Source organism: Pseudomonas sp. BF-R-01, from assembly GCF_019946615.1.
In the GTDB taxonomy this organism is placed as follows: Bacteria; Pseudomonadota; Gammaproteobacteria; order Pseudomonadales; family Pseudomonadaceae; genus Aquipseudomonas; species Aquipseudomonas migulae.
The window spans coordinates 66,337-89,432 of the sequence record NZ_JAGYFX010000011.1 but is presented as its reverse complement, the minus strand read 5'-3'; the positions used below and the strand labels follow the sequence as shown (position 1 = coordinate 89,432).

At 61.0% G+C, this 23,096-nt stretch carries 23 protein-coding genes and 1 pseudogene; 18 read left to right on the top strand and 6 right to left on the bottom strand.

What is annotated here, in order from left to right:
- Positions 1-82 precede the first annotated feature (82 nt).
- Positions 83-757 carry a RadC family protein gene (gene radC, locus KGB27_RS07235; RefSeq protein ID WP_008030574.1) on the bottom strand — a complete coding sequence of 225 codons (675 nt, stop codon included), beginning with the start codon at positions 755-757 and terminating at the stop codon, positions 83-85.
- Positions 758-893: 136 nt separating this feature from the next.
- Between radC and coaBC the strand changes: the two genes are divergently transcribed.
- The 4 genes and pseudogenes from coaBC (at position 894) to argB (ending at position 5,146) form a co-directional block, all read left to right on the top strand.
- The gene (coaBC, locus tag KGB27_RS07230; protein ID WP_150631431.1) at positions 894-2,102 is read left to right on the top strand and encodes a bifunctional phosphopantothenoylcysteine decarboxylase/phosphopantothenate--cysteine ligase CoaBC; all 1,209 of its coding nucleotides are present in this window, start codon (positions 894-896) and stop codon (positions 2,100-2,102) included.
- Positions 2,103-2,107: 5 nt separating this feature from the next.
- Positions 2,108-2,563 carry a dUTP diphosphatase gene (dut, locus tag KGB27_RS07225; RefSeq protein ID WP_008030580.1) on the top strand — a complete coding sequence of 152 codons (456 nt, stop codon included), beginning with the start codon at positions 2,108-2,110 and terminating at the stop codon, positions 2,561-2,563.
- Positions 2,564-2,846: 283 nt separating this feature from the next.
- Positions 2,847-4,223 (top strand): annotated as a pseudogene (locus tag KGB27_RS07220) (phosphomannomutase/phosphoglucomutase); the annotation flags it as partial.
- A gap of 17 nt (positions 4,224-4,240) precedes the next feature.
- A complete protein-coding gene (argB, locus tag KGB27_RS07215) occupies positions 4,241-5,146 on the top strand; it encodes an acetylglutamate kinase (RefSeq protein WP_008030582.1) in 906 nt (301 codons plus the stop codon).
- 212 nt (positions 5,147-5,358) lie between these two features.
- Here argB and pyrE read toward each other — a convergent pair whose 3' ends face one another.
- A complete protein-coding gene (gene pyrE, locus KGB27_RS07210; protein ID WP_008038033.1) occupies positions 5,359-6,003 on the bottom strand; it encodes an orotate phosphoribosyltransferase in 645 nt (214 codons plus the stop codon).
- Positions 6,004-6,085: 82 nt separating this feature from the next.
- Here pyrE and KGB27_RS07205 point away from each other — a divergent pair, with 82 nt between their 5' ends.
- Positions 6,086-6,865, top strand: a complete 780-nt coding sequence (locus tag KGB27_RS07205) for an exodeoxyribonuclease III (RefSeq protein ID WP_008030595.1) — start codon at positions 6,086-6,088, stop codon at positions 6,863-6,865.
- Between the two features lie 168 nt (positions 6,866-7,033).
- On the opposite strand, the gene KGB27_RS07200 is transcribed toward KGB27_RS07205, so the two are convergent.
- Positions 7,034-7,402, bottom strand: coding sequence for a DUF4870 domain-containing protein (locus tag KGB27_RS07200; protein WP_008038052.1), 369 nt, complete (start codon positions 7,400-7,402; stop codon positions 7,034-7,036).
- A 29-nt stretch (positions 7,403-7,431) separates the two neighbouring features.
- A complete protein-coding gene (gene rph / locus KGB27_RS07195; protein WP_008030600.1) occupies positions 7,432-8,154 on the bottom strand; it encodes a ribonuclease PH in 723 nt (240 codons plus the stop codon).
- 281 nt (positions 8,155-8,435) lie between these two features.
- Here rph and KGB27_RS07190 point away from each other — a divergent pair, with 281 nt between their 5' ends.
- From KGB27_RS07190 to KGB27_RS07165, 6 genes are all read left to right on the top strand, one after another.
- Positions 8,436-9,299, top strand: coding sequence for a YicC/YloC family endoribonuclease (locus KGB27_RS07190; RefSeq protein WP_008030602.1), 864 nt, complete (start codon positions 8,436-8,438; stop codon positions 9,297-9,299).
- 12 nt (positions 9,300-9,311) lie between these two features.
- Positions 9,312-9,932 carry a guanylate kinase gene (gmk, locus tag KGB27_RS07185; protein WP_192420542.1) on the top strand — a complete coding sequence of 207 codons (621 nt, stop codon included), beginning with the start codon at positions 9,312-9,314 and terminating at the stop codon, positions 9,930-9,932.
- 167 nt (positions 9,933-10,099) lie between these two features.
- Positions 10,100-10,363: a DNA-directed RNA polymerase subunit omega gene (rpoZ, locus tag KGB27_RS07180; protein WP_008030604.1), complete on the top strand. Its 264-nt coding sequence runs from the start codon at positions 10,100-10,102 to the stop codon at positions 10,361-10,363.
- A 57-nt stretch (positions 10,364-10,420) separates the two neighbouring features.
- On the top strand, positions 10,421-12,526 hold the full coding sequence (gene spoT, locus KGB27_RS07175; RefSeq protein WP_008038056.1) for a bifunctional GTP diphosphokinase/guanosine-3',5'-bis pyrophosphate 3'-pyrophosphohydrolase: 2,106 nt from the start codon (positions 10,421-10,423) through the stop codon (positions 12,524-12,526).
- A gap of 25 nt (positions 12,527-12,551) precedes the next feature.
- Entirely contained in the window at positions 12,552-12,932 is a 381-nt protein-coding gene (locus KGB27_RS07170) for a RidA family protein (protein ID WP_223553736.1), read from the top strand.
- A 70-nt stretch (positions 12,933-13,002) separates the two neighbouring features.
- Positions 13,003-13,743, top strand: a complete 741-nt coding sequence (locus tag KGB27_RS07165) for a hypothetical protein (RefSeq protein ID WP_223434088.1) — start codon at positions 13,003-13,005, stop codon at positions 13,741-13,743.
- 138 nt (positions 13,744-13,881) lie between these two features.
- Here KGB27_RS07165 and KGB27_RS07160 read toward each other — a convergent pair whose 3' ends face one another.
- The gene (locus tag KGB27_RS07160; protein ID WP_223553734.1) at positions 13,882-14,739 is read right to left on the bottom strand and encodes an SDR family oxidoreductase; all 858 of its coding nucleotides are present in this window, start codon (positions 14,737-14,739) and stop codon (positions 13,882-13,884) included.
- A 188-nt stretch (positions 14,740-14,927) separates the two neighbouring features.
- Between KGB27_RS07160 and exbB the strand changes: the two genes are divergently transcribed.
- The 6 genes from exbB to KGB27_RS07130 all read left to right on the top strand — a co-directional run bounded on the left by exbB (position 14,928) and on the right by KGB27_RS07130 (position 21,831).
- Positions 14,928-15,890 carry a tonB-system energizer ExbB gene (gene exbB / locus KGB27_RS07155; protein WP_223553732.1) on the top strand — a complete coding sequence of 321 codons (963 nt, stop codon included), beginning with the start codon at positions 14,928-14,930 and terminating at the stop codon, positions 15,888-15,890.
- 6 nt (positions 15,891-15,896) lie between these two features.
- Positions 15,897-16,325 (top strand): TonB system transport protein ExbD, encoded by a 429-nt coding sequence (gene exbD / locus KGB27_RS07150; protein ID WP_008030611.1) that lies wholly within the window; start codon positions 15,897-15,899, stop codon positions 16,323-16,325.
- The gene (locus KGB27_RS07145) at positions 16,322-17,068 is read left to right on the top strand and encodes an energy transducer TonB (protein ID WP_223553730.1); all 747 of its coding nucleotides are present in this window, start codon (positions 16,322-16,324) and stop codon (positions 17,066-17,068) included. The genes exbD and KGB27_RS07145 overlap by 4 nt, the downstream gene beginning before the upstream one ends.
- A 269-nt stretch (positions 17,069-17,337) precedes the next feature.
- The gene (locus KGB27_RS07140; protein WP_008030615.1) at positions 17,338-18,267 is read left to right on the top strand and encodes a hydrogen peroxide-inducible genes activator; all 930 of its coding nucleotides are present in this window, start codon (positions 17,338-17,340) and stop codon (positions 18,265-18,267) included.
- Positions 18,268-18,276: 9 nt separating this feature from the next.
- Positions 18,277-20,352: an ATP-dependent DNA helicase RecG gene (recG, locus tag KGB27_RS07135; RefSeq protein WP_223553728.1), complete on the top strand. Its 2,076-nt coding sequence runs from the start codon at positions 18,277-18,279 to the stop codon at positions 20,350-20,352.
- 78 nt (positions 20,353-20,430) lie between these two features.
- Positions 20,431-21,831: an aminoacyl-tRNA deacylase and HDOD domain-containing protein gene (locus KGB27_RS07130; RefSeq protein WP_223553725.1), complete on the top strand. Its 1,401-nt coding sequence runs from the start codon at positions 20,431-20,433 to the stop codon at positions 21,829-21,831.
- Positions 21,832-21,945: 114 nt separating this feature from the next.
- On the opposite strand, the gene KGB27_RS07125 is transcribed toward KGB27_RS07130, so the two are convergent.
- Entirely contained in the window at positions 21,946-22,329 is a 384-nt protein-coding gene (locus KGB27_RS07125; RefSeq protein ID WP_223553723.1) for a helicase, read from the bottom strand.
- Positions 22,330-22,663: 334 nt separating this feature from the next.
- Between KGB27_RS07125 and KGB27_RS07120 the strand changes: the two genes are divergently transcribed.
- Complete coding sequence (locus KGB27_RS07120; RefSeq protein WP_008030625.1) at positions 22,664-23,062, top strand: DUF6124 family protein; 399 nt, start codon at positions 22,664-22,666, stop codon at positions 23,060-23,062.
- Positions 23,063-23,096 lie beyond the last annotated feature (34 nt).

Sequence of the window (23,096 nt, the reverse complement as noted above, 5' to 3'; positions counted from 1 at the left end):
CAGCACATTCAACACCCAAGCTGAATTTACTGGCCTCATCGCCAGCAAGCTGGCTCCTACAGGGTTCGCGCTTTGCCCTGCATCACATCCACCCATACTCAGCCATCGACAGCGGATCCCCGTCACCGATGATGAAATGGTCGAGTATCCGCACATCGATCAAGTCCAGCGCCTCTTGCAGGCGCTTGGTCAGCTTTCGGTCGGCATGACTTGGGTCGGGATTGCCTGAGGGATGGTTGTGGCAAAGGATCAAAGCTGCGGCGTTGTGAGCCAAAGCGCGCTTGACCACCTGACGCGGATAAACGCTGGTGCAGTCGATAGAGCCGCGAAACAGTGATTCAAACGCCAGTACTCGATGTTTCGAATCGAGGAACAGACAACCAAATACTTCATGAGGCTCATGTCGCAGCATCGACTTGAGGTAATCACGCACCATCAGCGGATTCTCCAACACGGAGCTGTGGCGCAAGCGCTCAGCCAGATGCCGACGGGCCATTTCCAACACTGCCTGCAACTGCGCAAACTTTGCCGGCCCGAGCCCCAACTGTCCGCTGAATGCCTTTAGATCGGCCTCCAGCAAGGCGCGCAGGCTGCCAAATTGACTCAACAAGTGTCGCGCCAGATCCACTGCGCTTTTACCCGACACGCCAGTCCGTAAAAAAATCGCCAACAGCTCAGCGTCCGAAAGGCTCGCCGAACCCAACTCCAGTAACCTCTCCCGCGGCCGCTCGGCCGCCGGCCAATCGCGAATACTCATAGCACCTCCCTGGTCTGTGGGCGCCGCTGTTCCGTAGCGGTCGCTGTGATATCGTAGCCCATCTTTTTTGCGGGCGATTTCACTCCTGGGGAGGGGGTATCGCCACGCAGTCATCAACGAAATGAAAGGCAGACCTATGCAGCGGCTGTATCGGAAACGCATCGTTCTGGGCGTCGGCGGCGGTATTGCTGCCTACAAGAGCGCCGATCTGGTTCGCCGCCTGATCGATCAGGGCGCCGAAGTGCGCGTGGTCATGACCCGTGGCGGCGCTGAGTTCATCACTCCGCTGACCATGCAGGCCCTGTCCGGGCACCCGGTTCACCTGGACCTGCTGGACCCGGCGGCCGAAGCGGCGATGGGCCACATCGAACTCGCCAAGTGGGCCGACATGGTGCTGATCGCTCCGGCGACCGCGGACCTGATCGCCCGTCTGGCCCAAGGCATCGCCGACGACCTGCTGACCACGCTGGTGCTGGCCACCGACGCCGTGGTCGCCGTCGCTCCGGCGATGAACCAGGCCATGTGGCGCGACCCGGCGACCCAGGCCAACCTGCAAACCCTCGAAAGCCGCGGCATCAAGGCCTTCGGCCCGGCCTCGGGCAGCCAGGCCTGTGGTGACGTTGGCCTGGGCCGCATGCTCGAAGCCGTCGAACTCGCCCAATGCGCGGCGGACTGCTTCCAGCGTCAGGCGCTGACCGGTAAACACGTACTGATCACCGCCGGCCCGACCCAGGAAAACATCGACCCGGTGCGCTACATCACCAACCACAGCTCCGGGAAAATGGGCTTTGCCCTGGCCGAAGCCGCCGTTGAAGCAGGCGCCCGCGTGACCCTGATCACCGGCCCGGTGCACCTGCCGACGCCGGATCGCGTCACCCGCATCGACGTGGTCAGCGCCCGCGACATGCTCGCCGCTTGCGAAGCCGCGATCCCTTGCGACCTGTTCATCGCCTCGGCAGCAGTCGCGGACTACCGCCCCGAAGTCGTCGCCCCACAGAAACTCAAGAAAGACCCTACGAACGGCGACGGCTTGCTACTACAAATGGTCCGCAACCCAGACATTCTGGCCACCATTGCCACGCGCCCCGACCGTCCTTTCAGCGTCGGTTTCGCCGCTGAAACCGAACACCTGCTCGATTACGCTGCGCGCAAGTTGAAAGACAAGAACCTCGATTTGATCGTCGCCAACGACGTCGCCAACCCGAGCATTGGCTTCAACAGCGAAGAAAACGCCTGCAGCGTGATCGACCGTGAGCTCCACGCCACACTTTTCGCCCAGACCAGCAAGAGCAAGATTGCTCGCCAGCTGATCACTTTTATCGCCGAACGTCTGAACCAGGTTTAATTTACATGCACGCTTTGCAAGCCAAGATCCTCGACCCACGCATCGGTACCGAATTCCCGCTGCCGCAATACGCCACCCCAGGCTCCGCCGGCCTCGACCTGCGCGCCATGCTGGAAAAAGACATCGTGATCAAACCGGGTGAAACCGTGCTGATCCCGACCGGCCTGTCCGTCTACATTGGCGATCCTGGCCTGGCGGCGCTGATTCTGCCGCGCTCCGGCCTGGGCCATAAGCACGGCATCGTGCTGGGCAACCTGGTCGGCCTGATCGACTCCGATTACCAGGGTCCGTTGATGGTTTCGTGCTGGAACCGTGGCCAGACCGATTTCAACATGGTGGTTGGCGAGCGCTTGGCCCAGCTGGTTCTGGTGCCGGTGGTTCAAGCGCACTTCGAGATGGTCGAAGAGTTCGTTGAAACCGAGCGCGGCGCGGGCGGTTTCGGGCATTCCGGCAAGCATTGATTTCTGGTTTTCAGGCTGGGCGCCCTGCCCGGCCTGAAGGGTGCTCTGCATTTTCAGAATGAAAATTGCATAGCCGTCATCTGGAAGGTTTAACACTGGAAAACAAGGCATTGGCTGGCCAAATCCTGGTTGGCGTTGGTGGCATGGCCTTTTCGCACCACGAACTCTCTGCGAAAAACGCCGTCATACCCTTCAGTTCGAGCCCGCCGAAGCGTTCTTCGCGCGCAGGTCCAGCCACTTTCGAGATGGAGCATTCCCACAGATGAGCAACCCAGCCCAAGTCGCACCCAAGTTCCCCGACAGCATTTTCCGCGCGTACGACATTCGCGGCACCGTCCCGGAATTCTTGAACGCTGAAACCGCTTACTGGCTCGGTCGCGCCATTGGCGCCCAAAGCCTGGCCCAGGACGAACCGAACGTCTCCGTTGGCCGCGACGGTCGCCTGTCTGGCCCGGAACTGGTCGAGCAGCTGATCAAAGGCCTGGCCGAGGCCGGTTGCCACGTCAGCGACGTCGGCCTGGTGCCAACCCCGGCGCTGTACTACGCCGCCAACGTATTGGCCGGCAAATCGGGCGTGATGCTGACCGGCAGCCACAACCCGTCGAACTACAACGGCTTCAAGATCGTCATCGCTGGTGACACCTTGGCCAACGAACAGATCCAGGCCCTGCACGACCGCCTCAAGACCAACAACCTGAGCAGCGGCAAGGGCAGCATCACCAAGGTCGAAATCCTCGACCGCTACAACACCGAAATCGTCCAGGACATCAAACTGTCCCGCCGCCTCAAAGTCGTGGTCGACTGCGGCAACGGCGCGGCCGGCGTGATCGCCCCGCAATTGATCGAAGCGCTGAACTGCGAAGTCATCCCGCTGTTCTGCGAAGTCGACGGCAACTTCCCGAACCACCACCCGGATCCGGGCAAGCCTGAAAACCTTGTCGACCTGATCGCCAAGGTCAAGGAAACCAACGCCGACATCGGCCTGGCCTTCGACGGCGACGGCGACCGCGTTGGCGTAGTGACCAATACCGGCAGCATCGTCTACCCGGACCGCCTGCTGATGCTGTTCGCCCGCGACGTTGTGGCGCGCAATCCGGACGCGGAAATCATCTTCGACGTCAAATGCACCCGTCGCCTGACGCCGCTGATCAAGGAATACGGCGGTCGTCCGCTAATGTGGAAGACCGGTCATTCGTTGATCAAAAAGAAAATGAAACAAACCGGCGCCCTGCTGGCCGGCGAAATGAGTGGGCACATTTTCTTCAAGGAACGCTGGTTCGGTTTCGACGATGGCATTTACAGCGCCGCACGGCTGCTGGAAATCCTCAGCAAGGAAAAATCCACCGCGGAAGAGCTGTTTGCGACCTTCCCGAATGATATTTCTACGCCGGAAATCAATATCCATGTGACCGAAGAGAGCAAATTCAGCATCATTGATGCATTGCACGACGCGAAGTGGGGCGAAGGCGCCGACCTGACCACCATCGACGGCGTGCGAGTCGACTATGCCAAAGGCTGGGGCCTGGTGCGCGCCTCCAACACCACACCGGTGCTGGTGCTGCGCTTCGAGGCCGATGACGAGGCTGAATTGCAACGCATCAAGGACGTTTTCAAAGTCCAGTTGAAGCGTGTTGCACCTGATCTCCAACTACCGTTCTGATTCACCCGGAGCCCTGAATGACCCTCGAACGCGAAGCCGCCGCCAACACCGCCAAGGTCCTGTCCGAAGCGCTGCCTTACATCCGCCGCTATGTCGGCAAGACGCTGGTGATCAAATACGGCGGCAACGCGATGGAAAGCGAGGAGCTGAAAACCGGCTTCGCCCGCGACATCGTGCTGATGAAAGCCGTCGGGATTAACCCGGTGGTGGTTCACGGCGGCGGCCCGCAAATCGGCGATCTGCTCAAGCGACTGTCGATCGAGAGCCACTTTGTCGATGGCATGCGCGTCACCGACGCGGCAACCATGGACGTGGTGGAAATGGTCCTGGGTGGCCAGGTCAACAAAGACATCGTCAACCTGATCAACCGTCATGGCGGCAGCGCCATCGGCCTGACCGGTAAAGACGCCGAGCTGATTCGTGCGAAGAAACTCACCGTCACCCGCCAGACGCCGGAGATGACCCAGCCGGAAATCATCGACATCGGTCACGTCGGTGAAGTGGTCGGTATCAATACCGACTTGCTGAACCTGCTGGTCAAAGGCGACTTCATCCCGGTGATCGCGCCAATCGGCGTCGGTGCCAACGGCGAGTCTTACAACATCAACGCCGACCTGGTGGCCGGCAAGGTGGCCGAAGCGCTGAAAGCCGAGAAGTTGATGCTGCTGACCAACATCGCCGGGTTGATGGACAAGTCGGGCCAGGTCCTGACCGGCCTGAGCACTCAGCAGGTCGACGACCTGATTGCCGACGGCACGATCTACGGCGGCATGCTGCCGAAGATCCGTTGCGCGCTCGAAGCGGTTCAGGGTGGCGTGGGCAGCTCGCTAATCATTGATGGTCGCGTGCCGAATGCGATCTTGCTGGAAATCTTCACCGATACCGGCGTGGGTACTTTGATCAGCAATCGCAAGCGTCACTAAGCGATCGCGCATACAAAAAGACCCCGCTCAGCCTGGCTGAGCGGGGTCTTTTTTTGTGCGGACGTGCGCCTGATAAATCGCGGCGCCGCCATCGCCGGCAAGCCGGCTCCTACAAAATCGATGAGATCCCTGTAGGAGCTGGCTTGCCAGCGATGGCGGCGTGCCTGGCACACCGCGTTGCATTGATCGCCAGCAAGCCGGCTCCTACAGGGTCAGACGCCGAATTGCGCGCGGTAGGCTTCTACGGCTGGGAGGTGCTGCTTGAGCTGCGGGTCGTCGGCGAGGAATTCCAGCACCTGATTCAGCGAAACAATACTGATCACCGGAATGCCGAAATCACGCTCCACTTCCTGGATCGCCGACAATTCACCATTGCCACGCTCCTGACGGTTCAGGGCGATGAGCACGCCCGCCGCCTTGGCGCCGTCCTGGGAAGCGATGATCTGCATCACTTCGCGGATCGCGGTGCCAGCGGTGATCACGTCGTCGATGATCAGCACATCACCGGTCAACGGCGCGCCAACCAGGCTGCCGCCTTCGCCATGGGCCTTGGCCTCTTTGCGGTTGAAGCACCATGGCAAATCACGGTCGTGATGTTCAGCCAGGGCCACTGCGGTGGTCGCCGCCAAAGGGATGCCCTTGTAGGCCGGGCCAAACAATACGTCGAAGGGAATGCCGCTCTCGACGATGGCCGCCGCGTAGAAACGACCCAGCTGCGCCAGGGCCGAACCCGAGTTGAACAGGCCGGCATTGAAGAAGTATGGACTGGTACGCCCGGACTTCAGGGTGAACTCACCGAAGCGCAAAACGCCGCGATCGATGGCAAAACGAATGAAATCGCGCTGATACGCTTGCATGAAAAAAACCCCAAATACCACGGATTTAGCTAATTAGGTTGACGCCGTGTATCATACACGCACGCGATTTTTGGGGCCATTTATGCGGATCATCAGTGTGAACGTCAATGGTATTCAGGCTGCAGTGGAGCGAGGTTTGCTCAGTTGGCTGCAAGCACAGAATGCCGACGTCATCTGCCTGCAGGACACCCGCGCCTCCGCCTTTGAACTGGACGATCCAGCCTTCCAACTGGATGGCTACTTCCTTTATGCCTGCGAAGCCGAAGTTCCCGCCCAGGGTGGCGTGGCTTTGTATTCGCGGTTGCAGCCGAAGGCAGTCATCAGCGGTCTCGGTTTCGAGACGGCCGACCGCTACGGGCGCTACCTGCAAGCCGATTTCGACAAGGTCAGCATCGCGACCTTGCTGCTCCCTTCGGGGCAGAACGGCGATGAAGACTTGAACCAGAAGTTCAAGCTAATGGACGACTTCGCCCGTTATCTGGATAAACAGCGACGCAAACGTCGCGAGTACATTTACTGTGGCTCGCTGTACGTGGCGCAACAGAAGCTGGATATCAAGAACTGGCGCGACAGCCAGCAATCCCCGGGCTTCCTGGCACCTGAGCGTGCCTGGATGGACGAGATTGTCGGCAACATGGGTTATGTCGATGCCCTGCGCGAAGTCAGCCGTGAAGGTGATCAGTACAGCTGGTGGCCGGACAATGAGCAGGCTGAGATGCTCAACCTGGGCTGGCGCTTCGATTACCAGATACTGACGCCGGGCCTGCGCCGCTTTGTACGTAGCGCTCGCTTGCCACGTCAGCCACGGTTTTCGCAGCATGCACCACTGATCGTGGACTACGACTGGACGCTGACCATCTAGACGTCGTTACACAGACACAAAAAAGCCGACAGCAGTGTCGGCTTTTTTGTGGGCGCCTCATTCTTGTAGGAGCGAGGCTTGCCCGCGAAAGCGATTTAACAGCCGACATTTATGCCGGATGTGACGGCCTCTTCGCGGGCAAGCCTCGCTCCTACAGGGCTGTGTCGCCTATTTGATCAACCGCCAAGTGAACGGATACCGATACGGCACCCCTTCATTGGCCTTCACGCCAGCAATGATCGTCAACACCAACGCACCGATCGCCAGCAACCCGAACAGGAAGAACCCGATGATCAACACCATCAACAGGAAGCAGATGGCCGAAGCGATGGCGACGGTGATCTGAAAGTTCAGCGCCTCCTTGCCCTGCGCATCGACAAACGGGTCCATCTCGCGCTTCATCTGCCAGAGAATCAGCGGGCCGATCAGCGTGCCGAACGGAATCCAGATCCCCAACAAGGCGGACAGGTGACAAAACATCGCCCATTGCCGAACTTCTTTGCTCGGGACGGGAAGCAGCTCTTGCTCGTCACTCATGTTGTCCTCCTTGTCTGGGATGGTTCCGGTCAGTCAGCCAGTGCAGCCTTTTGCAGTTCGAAGATTTCGGTCATGCCTTTCTTCGCCAGTTCAAGCATAGCGGTCAACTCTTCAGGCTGGAACGGCGCGCCTTCGGCAGTGCCCTGAACTTCGATGAAGCCGCCAGTGCTGGTCATCACCACGTTCAGGTCGGTCTCGGCAGCCGAGTCTTCCAGGTAGTCGAGGTCGAGCACAGGCTCGCCCTGGTACATACCCACCGAAACAGCGGCGATCATTTGCTTGAGCGGGTCGCCGCCTTTCAGGCCGCCGCGCTTCTTGATCACTTTCAAGGCATCGACCAGCGCAACCATCGCGCCGGTGATGGACGCGGTGCGAGTGCCGCCGTCAGCCTGGATCACGTCGCAGTCGACGTACAGGGTGACGTCGCCCAGCTTGGACATGTCCAGCGAGGCGCGCAGCGAACGACCGATCAGACGCTGGATTTCCAGGGTGCGGCCGCCTTGCTTGCCGCGGCTCGCTTCACGCTGGTTACGCTCGCCGGTGGCGCGCGGCAGCATGCCGTATTCGGCGGTCAACCAGCCTTGGCCCTGACCTTTGAGGAAACGCGGCACGCCGTTTTCGACGCTGACGGTGCAGATGACTTTGGTATCACCGAACTCGACCAGTACGGATCCCTCGGCGTGTTTGGTGTAGTTGCGGGTAATGCGGATCGAGCGGAGCTGATCGGCAGCGCGACCACTTGGACGTTTCATAGGGAATACCTGTACGGGGGACGGAAAACTGCCGAGCATTATAGAGCCGCGCGCCAGTACTGGGCACTTCTAAAAAATCCGCCCGACGATTGAAGGCTCTGGCTTGAGCTTGGAACAGCGCTTTACCGACGGCCTGCAGCCCTTTGTCACACCGTGTGTTTGGGCGCATCCGCCCCACTGCGCTACAATCCTGCGCCTTTGCTGCCTGTCGGCTTTAATTCACAGATAGCGGGTCCGCGAAACCTTTGGTAACGCATCGACCTGCATTGCGAGGTACCTCCATGGTGCACAGCATGACCGCCTTCGCCCGCGTCGAGAAAGCCGGCGTCCAAGGCACCCTGAGCTGGGAACTGCGCTCGGTCAACAGCCGCTACCTGGAACCGCACTTGCGTCTGCCGGAGTCGTTTCGCGATCTCGAAGGCGCGGTCCGCGAAGCGCTGCGCCAAGGCATCTCCCGAGGCAAACTCGAATGCACCCTGCGCTTCACCGAAGAGAACACCGATAAACCCCTGCAAGTGGATCGCGAACGCGCCGCGCAATTGGTCGCCGCCGCCGAGACCATCGCCGGCCTGATCAAGAACCCGGCCGCGCTGAACCCGCTGGAAGTGCTGGCCTGGCCCGGCGTGCTGGTGGGCGATGCCACCGACCCGCAAGCCCTGAATGCCGAAGCACTGGCGCTGTTCAACGAAGGCCTGAAGGAACTCAAGGCTGGCCGCGAGCGCGAAGGCGCGGAGCTGGCACGGCTGATCAACGATCGCCTGACGTCCATTGAAGAAGACGTGGTGACCCTGCGTGAACTGGTCCCGCAGATGCTCGCCACCCAGCGCCAGAAAGTCCTCGACCGCTTCGCCGACATGAAGGCGGAAATGGACCCGCAGCGTCTGGAGCAGGAAATGGTCATGCTCGCTCAGAAGAGCGACGTCGCCGAAGAACTGGATCGCCTGAGCACCCATATCATCGAAGTTCGCCGGGTACTCAAGTCCGGCGGCGCTGCCGGCCGGCGCCTCGACTTCCTGATGCAGGAGCTCAACCGCGAAGCCAACACGCTGGGCTCCAAAGCCTTCGACCCGCGCAGCACTCAGGCGGCGGTCAACCTCAAGGTGTTGATCGAGCAGATGCGCGAACAAGTGCAGAATATTGAGTAAGGCAAACCCGACATGACCCACAGCACCGGCACCCTGTACATCATTTCCGCCCCTTCGGGCGCGGGCAAGAGCAGCCTGGTCAAGGCCCTGACCGACGCTGATGCGGAGATCCGCGTCTCGGTCTCCCACACCACTCGCGCCATGCGCCCCGGTGAAGTGGACGGCGTGAACTATCACTTCGTCGAACGCGGCGAGTTCGTGAAGATGATCGAGCACGGCGATTTCCTCGAGCGCGCCGAAGTATTCGGCAACCTCTACGGCACTTCGCAAAGCCACCTGCAGCAGACCCTGGACGAAGGCCACGACCTGATTCTGGAAATCGACTGGCAAGGCGCCGAGCAAGTGCGCAAGTTGATGCCCCAGGCCCGTTCGATCTTCATTCTGCCGCCGTCCCTGCAGGCCTTGCACCAGCGCCTGACCAATCGCGGCCAGGACAGCGACGAGATCATTGACGGCCGCATGCGTGAAGCCGTCAGCGAGATGAGCCACTACGTTGACTACGACTACCTGATCATCAACGACGATTTCGCCCATGCCCTGCGCGATTTGCAGGCGATTTTCCGTGCCAATCAGCTGCATCAGAAGCGTCAGCAGCAGCGCAACGGCAAACTTTTGGCTGAATTGCTCGGCTAAACAGCTCTTCCCAAAACCGCTGCAAGGGCTTTACATTGGCACTTGCAGCGCGTTGAAGGGCTTGGTCAAAAAATCAGCGCTTCCCTAATCGCTGGTGATTTTTTAAACTGTTGAGTCCGCTCGCCCAACCGGGCAGCGCGCATATTGCATTCGCTCCGAGGAATACCATGGCCCGCGTAACCGTTGAAGACTGCCTAGAACACGTGGAAAACCGCTTTGAGCTGGTCATGCTCTCTACCAAGCGTGCCCGTCAACTGGCCACCGGTGGCAAAGAGCCGCTGGTTCAGTGGGAAAACGACAAGCCTACCGTTGTAGCGCTGCGTGAAATCGCTGAAGGCCTGATGAGCTACGAGTTCATCGCCGAGCAAGAAATCGTCCAGGATGAACCGCTGTTCGCAGCGTTCGAGGACGAGTCCAACGAGGCCGTCTAAGCCTATGCCTGGTCGACGTAGCACGGCGCGGGGTCACAGCGAACGGCAGGAGTCATCATGCCGAGCATAGACGCCCTCGCCGATCGCTTATCGACCTACCTCGGCAAGGACCAGGTCAACCTGGTCCGCCGAGCGTACTTCTACGCCGAACAAGCCCACGACGGCCAACGCCGCCGCAGTGGCGAGGCGTACGTCACGCATCCTCTTGCGGTGGCGAATATTCTTGCCGACATGCACATGGACCATCAGAGTTTGATGGCTGCGATGCTGCATGACGTGATCGAAGACACCGGTATTGCCAAGGAAGCGCTGCAAGCGCAGTTCGGCGAAACCGTGGCCGAACTGGTCGATGGCGTCAGCAAGCTGACCCAGATGAACTTCGAGACCAAGGCCGAAGCCCAGGCCGAAAACTTCCAGAAAATGGCCATGGCCATGGCGCGCGACATTCGCGTGATCCTGGTCAAACTCGCCGACCGCCTGCACAACATGCGCACGCTGGAAGTCCTGTCCGGTGAGAAACGCCGGCGGATCGCCAAGGAAACCCTGGAAATCTATGCGCCCATCGCCAACCGGCTGGGCATGCACGCCATCCGCATAGAATTCGAAGACCTCGGCTTCAAGGCCATGCACCCGATGCGTTCCGCGCGGATCAACCAGGCGGTCAAACGCGCCCGGGGCAACCGCAAGGAAATCGTCAACAAGATCGAAGAATCCCTCGGCCACTGCTTGGCCATCGATGGCATTCAGGGCGAGGTCAGCGGTCGCCAGAAACACCTCTACGGCATCTACAAGAAAATGCGCGGCAAGCGTCGGGCCTTCAACGAGATCATGGACGTCTACGCGTTCCGGATCATCGTCGACAAGGTCGATACCTGCTACCGCGTGCTGGGCGCTGTACACAATTTGTACAAACCGCTGCCGGGGCGCTTCAAGGATTACATCGCGATCCCCAAGGCCAACGGCTACCAGTCGTTGCACACCACGTTGTTCGGCATGCACGGTGTTCCGATCGAGATCCAGATCCGCACCCGTGAAATGGAAGAGATGGCCAACAACGGCATCGCCGCCCATTGGCTGTACAAATCCAGCGGCGACGAGCAGCCCAAAGGCACTCACGCCCGCGCCCGCCAGTGGGTCAAAGGCGTGCTGGAAATGCAGCAACGCGCCGGCAACTCGCTGGAATTCATCGAAAGCGTGAAGATCGACCTATTCCCGGACGAGGTCTACGTGTTCACGCCCAAAGGCCGGATCATGGAGCTGCCCAAAGGCTCCACGGCGGTCGACTTCGCTTACGCGGTGCACACCGACGTCGGCAACAGCTGCATTGCCTGTCGGATCAATCGTCGTCTCGCGCCGCTGTCCGAACCGCTGCAAAGCGGCTCCACGGTCGAGATCGTTAGCGCTCCCGGCGCGCGGCCGAACCCGGCGTGGCTCAACTTCGTGGTCACCGGCAAGGCGCGAACCCACATCCGCCACGCACTGAAACTGCAACGCCGCTCCGAATCCATCAGCCTCGGCGAACGTCTGCTGAACAAGGTCCTCAACGGTTTCGACAGCGCCCTGGACAAAGTCCCGGCCGAGCGCGTCAAAGCGATGCTCACCGAGTACCGCCTCGAACTGATCGAAGACCTGCTCGAAGACATCGGCCTGGGCAATCGCATGGCTTACGTCGTCGCCCGTCGCCTGCTCGGCGAAGGCGAACAGTTGCCAAGCGCGGAAGGCCCGCTGGCGATTCGCGGCACCGAAGGTCTGGTGCTCAGCTACGCCAAGTGTTGCACGCCGATCCCGGGCGACCCGATTGTCGGTCACCTGTCGGCGGGCAAAGGCATGGTTGTGCACCTCGACAACTGCCGCAACATCAGCGAAATCCGCCACAACCCGGAAAAATGCATCCAGCTCTCGTGGGCCAAGGATGTCACCGGCGAATTCAACGTCGAGCTGCGCGTCGAGCTGGAACACCAGCGCGGCTTGATCGCACTGTTGGCCAGTAGCGTCAACGCGGCCGACGGCAATATCGAAAAAATCAGCATGGACGAACGCGATGGTCGCATCAGCGTGGTCCAACTGGTGGTCAGCGTGCACGACCGCGTGCATCTGGCCCGCGTGATCAAGAAACTGCGCGCACTGACCGGGGTGATCCGCATCACCCGCATGCGCGCCTAAGCCAACCTATTACAAGGAGTCATTCATGACCAAGACTGTTATCACCAGCGATAAGGCCCCTGCCGCCATCGGCACTTACTCCCAGGCGATCAAGGCTGGCAACACCGTTTACATGTCGGGTCAGATTCCTCTGGACCCAAAAACCATGGAACTGGCTGAAGGCTTCGAAGCCCAGACCGTCCAGGTGTTCGAGAACCTGAAAGCCGTGGCCGAAGCCGCTGGTGGTTCGTTCAAGGACATCGTCAAACTGAACATCTTTCTCACCGACCTGAGCCACTTCGCCAAGGTCAACGAGATCATGGGCAAGTACTTTGACCAGCCATACCCAGCCCGCGCCGCCATCGGCGTAGCCGCCCTGCCAAAGGGTTCGCAGGTTGAAATGGATGCCATTCTGGTCATCGAGTAATGCGTTCGGCGCAGCCCGAAAGGCTGCGCCAATGCCGTATGTATAAAAAGCGTTTTGAAAGGATTCCACCATGCGCACTGCGCTTGCTGTCTCGCTGGTCGCCCTACTCTTGGGCGGATGTGCCAGCAACCCTGCCGACCGCGACATCAGCGGCACCTGGATCAATCAGGTGGCGATCGATGCTGCGTCCAAAGGCGGCCCCCTGCGCGAAGCGCTCCAGGCTTATGGTCCGAACCTGGAATGGGACGTCAACACCAAGGCCGGTCAGGCCCGCTACACCAACGGTTTTGAGAACGTCGAAGGCAAGCTGCTGGGCGAAGCGTCCGGCGCCTGGAAAGTCGACTTCTACGGCAGTTCCGCGAGCGAGCTGAAGCGTGATGGCAAGCAATTGGCCCAAGTCGCCAGCGACAACGAACCCGCACAGGTCTTCGACCGTGCGCTGATCCCGGTGCCGGATGGCGCGCCGATGGGTGCCAGCTTCGAACGCGCGCTGTATTCCGCCTACATGGGCGGCAGCTGGAAAGTCGTCAGCGGTCCTGGCGAAGGCAGCTCCGTGCAGTTCCAGGCCGACGGCCAGGTAACCGGTTTGCCGGGTGCGGATCGCTACGCGCTGTGCCTGGCGGGCGATTGCGCGTCGATGAGCGGCGGCAACGACAATATGTGGTTGCAACTCAAGGGCCAGGGCAACACCTGGATCTTTGCGCGCAAGGGCAAGGAACTGGAGATCCTCCAGGCGGTGAACACCGCGCAGGCAGACGAAATGCCGCAGTTCACGCCAGGTGATCGCAAGTGGTTGCTGGAAAAGCAGTAACCCGGCTCTAGAGCCAACGCAAAACCATGTAGGAGCCGGCTTGCCGGCGATGAGGCCATAACATCCAACATCTCTGTTGGCTGGTACACCGCCATCGCCGGCAAGCCGGCTCCTACAGTTGTTTGGGGTGGAAGGAAATCAGCAGCGGCCTTCAAGAATGGCGGCGTACCCTTCACGATAGCTCGGGTACTTCGGCACCCAACCCAAGGCCTTCACCCGCGCATTGCTGCACTGCTTGCTGCCCGTGCGCCGCACACTCGCATCGTCAGCCCATTCAGTCACGCCCAGATATTCACGCAACCAATCCACCACTTCGGCCAGCGGTGCAGGCGCGTCGTCGACGCCGATATAAACGTCATCCAACGCCACACCGCGCCGATCCGCCTCAAGCAGAAACGCCAACAAGCCAGCCGCGTCATCCACGTGAATCCGATTGCCGTACAACGGCGGATCAATCGCCACGCGATATCCGCGACGAACCTGCGTCAGCAGCCATTCGCGGCCCGGGCCGTAGATGCCGGTCAAACGCACGATGCTTGCCGGAATGCCACTGTTGAGTGCCACTTGTTCCGCCTCCAGCATCAGTCGACCTGAATAGCCGGCAGCGATGGTCGGCGACGTTTCGTCGACCCACTCGCCGTCCTGCTGGCCGTAAACGCTGCTACTGGAAACGAACAGCAAGCGATTGGGCACCTGCCCGTAGTCGTCCAGCCACTCGAGCACATGCTGCAAGCCCTCGACATAAGCGGCGCGGTAACCGGCTTCATCGTGAACGGTGGCTGCCGCGCAATACACCAGGTAGTCCACCGCACCGACCGGCCAGGTTTGCGGGCAATCCTTGTTGAACAAGTCGCCGGCAACGCCAATCACCCCCTCGGGCAGGCGCGAGACGTCACGGCGCAGGCCATGGACCTCCCACCCGCAAGCGAGCAATTGTGTAGCCAGACGACTGCCGACATCACCGCAGCCGGCGATCAAAACAGAGGGCGCGGACATCAAAAAACTCCTATCGGAAAGCCACAGACTAGCGCCGGCAATGGACGAGCGGCTAGCAATGAAGGAAAAAAAGATACTCTATTACTTCTGTTAACAAGAATTACTTGCAATAATGCCCACCACTTTTGTTCTCGGCCTTCGAGGCCTGGAAGAACATTTACCGTCTTTTCCTCTCAGGTCCGGCCAGCATGACACGCAATCATTTCCCCGCTTCGCCAACCAATCGACCTCGCGCCTGGAGCGCGGTGGCCGCCCTGTTGCTCAGCCTGATGCTGGCGCCAACCGCCGCCTTCGCTGACGCACAAGCCCCGGCCACCCCAGCCGCTGCCACTGCGCCCGCCGAGCACTCTGCCGAACACGCAGCACCGGTTGCCACCGATCCGGCCCAGGCCGTAGACGCCGCTGGTGAAGACGCGCCGCAAGTCCTCGAAGCCGACAACAGCCTGGGCATGGCCCATGACCTGTCGCCGTGGGGCATGTACCAGAACGCCGACATCATCGTGAAAATCGTGATGATCGGCCTCGCCATCGCATCGATCATCACCTGGACCATCTGGATCGCCAAGGGCTTCGAGCTGATGGGCGCCAAGCGTCGTCTGCGCACTGAAATCGTCCACCTGAAGAAGGCGGCCACCCTCAAGGAAGCCAGTGTAACGGCAGCCAAGCCCGGCACCCTCGCCAACCTGTTGGTGCACGATGCGCTGGAAGAGATGCACCTGTCGACCAACAGCCGCGAGAAAGAAGGCATCAAGGAACGCGTCGCCTTCCGTCTTGAGCGCCTGGTCGCAGCCTGCGGTCGCAACATGAGCAGCGGCACCGGCGTCCTCGCTACCATCGGTTCTACCGCGCCGTTCGTGGGCCTGTTCGGCACCGTGTGGGGCATCATGAACAGCTTCATCGGCATCGCCAAAACTCAGACCACCAACCTCGCCGTCGTGGCTCCCGGCATCGCCGAAGCCTTGCTGGCCACCGCGCTGGGCCTGGTTGCCGCGATTCCAGCCGTTGTGATCTACAACGTGTTCGCCCGCTCCATCGCCGGCTACAAGGCGCAAGTGTCCGACGCCTCGGCAGAAGTCCTGTTGCTGGTCAGCCGCGACCTCGACCACCAGCCTGAGCGCAGCTCGCAACCGCACATGGTGAAAGTGGGGTAATCGGCCATGGGCCTGCATTTGAAAGAAGGCGCAGACGACGATCTGGCCGAGAACCACGAAATCAACGTCACGCCGTTCATCGACGTGATGCTGGTGCTGTTGATCATCTTCATGGTGGCCGCTCCGTTGGCCACCGTGGACATCAAGGTCGACCTGCCTGCCTCCAGCGCCAAACCGGCGCCGCGGCCAGAGAAACCGGTGTTCCTCAGCGTCAAAGCTGACCAGCGCCTGTTCCTCGGCGAAGACGAAGTGAAAGCCGAAGCACTCGGCGCCACGCTCGACGCCAAGACCCAGGGCAAGAAAGACACGACGATCTTCTTCCAGGCCGATAAAGGCGTGGACTACGGCGACCTGATGAGCGTGATGGACAACCTGCGCGCTGCCGGCTACCTGAAGGTCGGTCTGGTCGGACTCGAGACGGCAGTGAAGAAATGATCACGACGCGCCATAAGCTGACGCGTTACGGCGGTAGCCTGGCCGTGGTGCTGGGCGTCCATGCGCTGGCCATTGCGCTGGCGCTGAACTGGACGTCGCGCCCACCTATCGAGCTGCCGCCGCAGGCGATGATGGTCGAGTTGGCGCCGGTTCCGGCACCACCTCCTCCGGCACCGCCGAAGGTGATAACGCCGCCACAACCCCCTGCTCCGGTGGAAGAGCTGCCGATCCCGAAGCTGGCCGAAGTGCCTAAGGCAGAAATCACCGTACCGAAGCCGGTCAAACCCAAGCCCAAGCCTCAACCGCCCAAGCCTGTGGAGAAAAAGCCGGAGCCGCCGAAGGAAAAACCGTCCGAGGAAAAACCGAGCGAAGCGCAACCGACCCAGGCACCGTCGGAGAAATCCGCTCAACCGGCACCGGGCCCATCACCTGCGCAGCAAGCGGCCAAGGCCAGTTGGCAAGGCACCCTGCTGGCGCACTTGGCCAAGTACAAAAAGTACCCGGCCAGTGCACAGGCGCGGGGCAAGGAAGGTTTGAACCGTCTGCGCTTCGTGGTGGATGCCGAAGGTAACGTGTTGTCGTTCGAACTGGTGGGCCGCTCGGGCAACGCCGATCTGGACCGGGCCACCCTGGAAATGATCAAGCGTGCCCAGCCGCTGCCCAAACCGCCGGCCGACATGCTGAACAACGGCTCCATCGAAATTGTTGCGCCGTTTGTTTACTCGCTGGAACGCCGCCGCTAAAGAGAACCCTGTAGGAGCGAAGCTTGCTCGCGAAAACGGTGTGTCATTCACGAATGATTCGACTGACATACCGCTTTCGCGAGCAAGCTTCGCTCCTACAGATTCTGTGGCGGTAACAAGATATGCAAAAGGCACCCGAAAGGTGCCTTTTGCATATCCGCCAGCGGCAAACCGGCATTACCCGGTGTCACTCGACACACTCTCTCTGATAACGTGCGTCTATCGATTGCAGCCGGTATGCTTGGCCCGCAACTTCATGGACGCTCGCTATGACTCTTACAGAATTACGCTACATCGTTACCCTCGCCCAAGAGCAGCACTTTGGCCACGCGGCCGAGCGTTGCCACGTCAGCCAGCCGACCCTGTCGGTGGGCGTGAAAAAGCTTGAAGACGAACTCGGTGTGCTGATTTTCGAGCGCAGCAAGAGCGCCGTGCGCCTGACCCCGGTCGGCGAAGGCATCGTGGCCCAGGCACAAAAAGTCCTGGAACAGGCCCAAGGCATCCGCGAACTGGCCCAGGCCGGCAAGAACCAGCTGACCGCCCCGCTGAAAGTCGGCGCCATCTACACCGTCGGCCCGTACCTGTTTCCGCACCTGATTCCGCAACTGCACCGGGTCGCCCCGCAGATGCCGTTGTACATCGAAGAAAACTTCACCCACGTGCTGCGCGACAAACTGCGCAACGGCGAGCTCGACGCGATCATCATCGCCCTGCCGTTCAACGAAGCCGACGTCCTGACCCTGCAGCTCTACGACGAGCCGTTCTACGTCCTGATGCCGGCCCAGCACCCGTGGACACAAAAAGAATCCATCGACGCCGCCCTGCTCAACGACAAGAGCCTGCTGCTGCTTGGCGAAGGCCACTGCTTCCGCGATCAAGTGCTGGAAGCCTGCCCGACGCTGACCAAAGGCAACGACGGCGCCAAGCACACCACGGTGGAATCCAGCTCGCTGGAAACCATTCGCCACATGGTCGCCTCGGGGCTCGGGATTTCGATCCTGCCGCTGTCGGCCGTGGACAGCCATCACTACGCCCCCGGCGTGATCGAAGTGCGCCCACTGACCGCGCCGGTGCCGTTCCGCACCGTGGCCATCGCCTGGCGTGCGAGCTTCCCGCGTCCGAAAGCCATCGAGATCCTCGCTGACTCCATTCGCCTGTGCTCGGTGGCCAAGCCGCCCGCGCCGGTGGCTGCGGCTTAAGTCGCTGTCATGACCGAGTTGTCGCAAGTGTCGGTCACGGCACTCAAGGGTGTCGGCGAGGCCATGGCCGAGAAACTGGCCAAGGTCGGCCTGGAGAATCTCCAGGACGTGCTGTTTCACCTGCCGCTGCGTTATCAGGACCGCACTCGCGTAGTCCCGATCGGCCACCTGCGACCGGGGCAAGATGCCGTGATCGAAGGCACCGTCAGCGGCGCCGATGTGGTCATGGGCCGGCGCCGCAGCCTGGTCGTGCGCTTGCAGGACGGCACCGGCGGGCTCAGCCTGCGCTTCTACCATTTCAGCAACGCCCAGAAAGAAGGCCTCAAGCGCGGCACGCGGATTCGCTGCTACGGCGAAGCGCGGCCCGGTGCGTCGGGGCTGGAGATCTACCACCCGGAATACCGCGCCCTCACCGGCGACGAGCCGCTGCCGGTGGATGAAACCCTGACGCCGGTGTACCCGCTCACCGAAGGTTTGACCCAGCAGCGTTTGCGCCAGCTCTGCATGCAAACCCTGACGATGCTCGGCCCGACCAGCCTGCCGGATTGGCTGCCGAACGAACTGGCGCGGGACTATCAACTGGCGCCGCTGGCCGACGCGATTCGTTACCTGCATCACCCGCCGGCCGATGCCGACGTCGACGAACTCGCCCTCGGTCATCATTGGGCGCAGCACCGTCTGGCCTTTGAAGAACTGCTGACTCATCAACTGTCCCAGCAGCGTCTGCGCGAAAGCATGCGCTCCCTGCGCGCGCCGGCGATGCCGAAAGCCAGCCGATTGCCGGCCCAATACCTGGCCAATCTCGGTTTCAATCCAACCGGCGCCCAACAACGCGTCGGCAACGAAATCGCCTATGACCTCAGCCAGCACGAACCGATGCTGCGCTTGATTCAGGGCGACGTCGGCGCGGGCAAAACCGTGGTCGCCGCCCTTGCCGCGCTGCAAGCGCTGGAAGCCGGTTACCAAGTGGCGTTGATGGCGCCGACCGAAATCCTCGCCGAGCAGCACTTCATCACCTTCAAGCGCTGGCTCGAACCACTGGGCATTGAAGTCGCGTGGCTGGCCGGCAAGCTCAAAGGCAAGAACCGCGCGGCCGCGCTGGAACAGATCGCCAGCGGCACGCCCATGGTGGTCGGCACCCACGCGCTGTTCCAGGACGAAGTGCAGTTCAAGAACCTCGCGCTGGTGATCATCGACGAACAACACCGTTTCGGCGTGCAACAGCGCCTGGCTCTACGGCAGAAAGGCGTCGGCGGGCGCATGTGCCCGCATCAACTGATCATGACCGCCACGCCGATTCCACGCACGCTGGCGATGAGCGCCTACGCCGACCTCGACACCTCGATCCTCGACGAACTGCCGCCGGGCCGAACCCCGGTCAACACCGTGTTGGTCACCGACACCCGGCGCGTCGAAGTCATCGAACGGGTGCGCGGCGCCTGTGCCGAAGGGCGTCAGGCCTATTGGGTGTGCACGCTGATCGAAGAGTCGGAAGAGCTGACCTGCCAGGCGGCGGAGACCACCTTTGAGGACCTTACCGCCGCCCTCGGCGAGTTGAAGGTCGGGTTGATTCACGGCCGCATGAAGCCCGTGGAAAAAGCCGCCGTGATGGCGGAATTCAAGGCCGGCAACCTGCAACTGCTGGTCGCCACCACCGTGATCGAAGTCGGCGTCGACGTGCCGAACGCCAGCCTGATGATCATCGAAAACCCCGAACGCCTCGGCCTCGCGCAGTTGCACCAATTGCGCGGCCGCGTCGGTCGAGGCAGCGCCGCCAGCCATTGCGTGCTGCTCTACCATCCGCCGCTGTCACAGATCGGCCGTCAGCGCCTGGGCATCATGCGCGAAACCAACGACGGTTTTGTTATCGCCGAAAAAGACCTGGAACTGCGCGGCCCCGGCGAAATGCTCGGCACGCGCCAGACCGGCCTGCTTCAATTCAAGGTCGCGGACCTGATGCGTGACGCCGATCTGCTGCCCGCCGTGCGCGACGCCGCCCAGGCATTGCTGGAGCGTTGGCCGGATCACGTCAGCCCGCTGCTCGACCGCTGGCTGCGCCACGGGCAGCAATACGGCCAAGTGTGAGCACCGTCGCAGTTTCTGGACCCTGCCCTTAAACAAGCTGGTTATACTCCTGCAATTGTTTGAATACGGATACAGACCATGACTGAAGCTGCCCTCGTCCCCGAAACCCCGCACGCTCCGTCTGTTATTCGGCTGCTGCTCGCCAAACTGGGCATCGCCTACGAAGAAGTCCTCGACCACCACGGCCTGAACGCCTCGCGCAAAGTGCAAGCGGTGCTGCTCGACGACGCCGTGGGCGCGCTGATGGTGCTGTTTCCGCAAAGCCAATTGCTCGACCTCAACCGCCTCGCCGAACTGACCGGCCGCCGCCTCGCCGCCGTGTCGACCGAGCGCCTGGAAAAGATGCTCGGCAAACACAACCTGAGCCTGCTGCCCGGCCTGCCGGCGCTGACCAGCTCGCCCTGCCTGTACGAAGAAAGCCTGCTGCGCGAACCGAAGTTGCTGATCAACTCGGGCGAGCCGGGCGTGCTGCTGGAAATCACCAGCGAAGCCTTCAAGACCATGCTGACCAAGGCCAGCGCCGCCAACTTTGGCGAGAACGTGAGCAGCATCCGCCCGAACCTCGACCGCCCCGACGATGACCGCGAGGAAATCACCCAGGCCGTTCAAGCGTTCACCGCGCGACGCATCCAGCAACGCCTGGAAGCCACCATCGAAATTCCGCCACTGGCCGAGACCGCGCAGAAAATCATCAAACTGCGCGTCGACCCCAACGCCACCATCGACGACATCACCGGCGTGGTCGAAACCGACCCGGCCCTGGCCGCACAAGTCGTGAGCTGGGCAGCGTCGCCGTACTACGCCTCGCCGGGCAAGATTCGCTCGGTTGAAGACGCCATCGTCCGCGTGCTGGGTTTCGACCTGGTGATCAACCTCGCGCTAGGCCTGGCCCTGGGCAAAACCCTCAGCCTGCCCAAAGACCACCCGCAACACACCACGCCGTACTGGCAGCAATCAATCTACACCGCCGCCGTCATCGAAGGCCTGACCCGCGCCATGCCGCGCGCCCAGCGCCCGGAAGCCGGCCTGACCTACCTCGCCGGCCTGCTGCACAACTTCGGCTACTTGCTGCTGGCCCACGTGTTCCCGCCGCACTTCTCGCTGATCTGCCGCCACCTGGAGGTCAACCCGCACCTGTGCCACAGCTACGTCGAGCAACACCTGCTCGGCATCAGCCGCGAACAGATCGGCTCATGGCTGATGCGCTATTGGGACATGCCCGACGAACTGGCCACCGCGCTGCGCTTCCAGCACGACCCAAGCTACGACGGCGCCTACACCGAGTACCCGAACCTCGTGTGCCTGTCCGTGCGCTTGCTGCGTAGTCGCGGCATCGGCTCCGGCCCGGATGAAGATATCCCGGATGCCCTGCTGGAACGCGTCGGCCTGACCCGCGACAAAGCCAACGACGTCGTCAGCAAAGTGCTTGAGGCTGAAGTGCTGCTGCGCGAACTGGCCTCGCAATTCACCCAAGCCTAAAAGCTTCGTCGGAACGCCGCCCGGACCAAGCCTCGCTCCTACGGATCACCCAAATCTGTAGGAGCGAGGCTTGCCCGCGAAAAATCCACCTCGGTCTACCTGACCACCTCAAACCTAAGCGGCAGCCTTCGCCTTCCGCGGCTTCAAATACTTGGTCAACCCCTGAAACCAGATCACCAGCGCCGGGTTGCCCTTGATCTGAATCGACTTGTCCTGAATCCCCGTCATAAACGCCAACTGCTTGTTCTTCGCCTGCATCGTCGCAAAGCCATACGCCGCATCTTTAAACGCAATCGCAAACGCCGGCTCGGCATACACGCCCGACTTACTGGTAATGCGCTGATCCTTCACAAAGAAATGCCGCGCCACTTTCCCGTCCAGTGTCTGTAGCTGAAACACCAACTCCTTGTCACCCAACTGCTGCTGAAACGCAGGATTAGTCCGACTGGCCTTACCCATCAACAAACCCAGCATCCACAGAAGAAAACGAAATTTCATGCGCACAGCCTCAAAAGAAAAATGAACGGCCGGCGCAGTGTAGCGGCTTCGAGCGAGAACGCCACTATTGTGCAGTGTTAGAAGAAGATGCCGTAGTTTTTGACGCTGATGACTACCAAGTCATTGACGAAACGCTGTTGTTTAAAAGCTGAGGTTTTTTGGTCTTTCTACGCTCGGGACTATCGGATATTTCCTTCAACATGCGGCGTTGTTCATGAACTAGGCATCCCTGATCTTCATCGATAACCTTTGCTCGTTGCCGCGAAATCAGCGACCGGATGTGCAAGTCCGAAATCGGAGAAAAACAATTCATTAACTCCAAGGATTTACACCAATGACCAATCCGACATCCAAATCGCCCGAACACGAAGCCACCTCTCCCTACGAATCCTTAGATTCCAAAAAACTCCACGAAGCTGCCGAGCGCGCCCTCGACCATCACCTCGGCACACCGCCGGATAAAAAATCCAAACGTCGCAACGGCGACCTCTTCAGCGTCTGCCCCGACATCAACACTGAAGCCCTCCTCGCCAACGCCTCGGAAGACCTCCTGTCCATCAGCGCCATCGCCTCCGACCTCGCCGACGGGGTGGAAGGCTCACGCCGCTCCGTAGCCCTGGCGCTCAGCCGCATGGCCGACGGCGTGCATTTGCTGGTTGAGCGAGCGCTGGATCATTTGGATGAACCGGAAATGGCGGCGATTTTCGCCAAGCAACAAAGCCGAGTCAGCTGACCTGTAGGAGCCAGCTTGCTGGCGATGGCGGCGC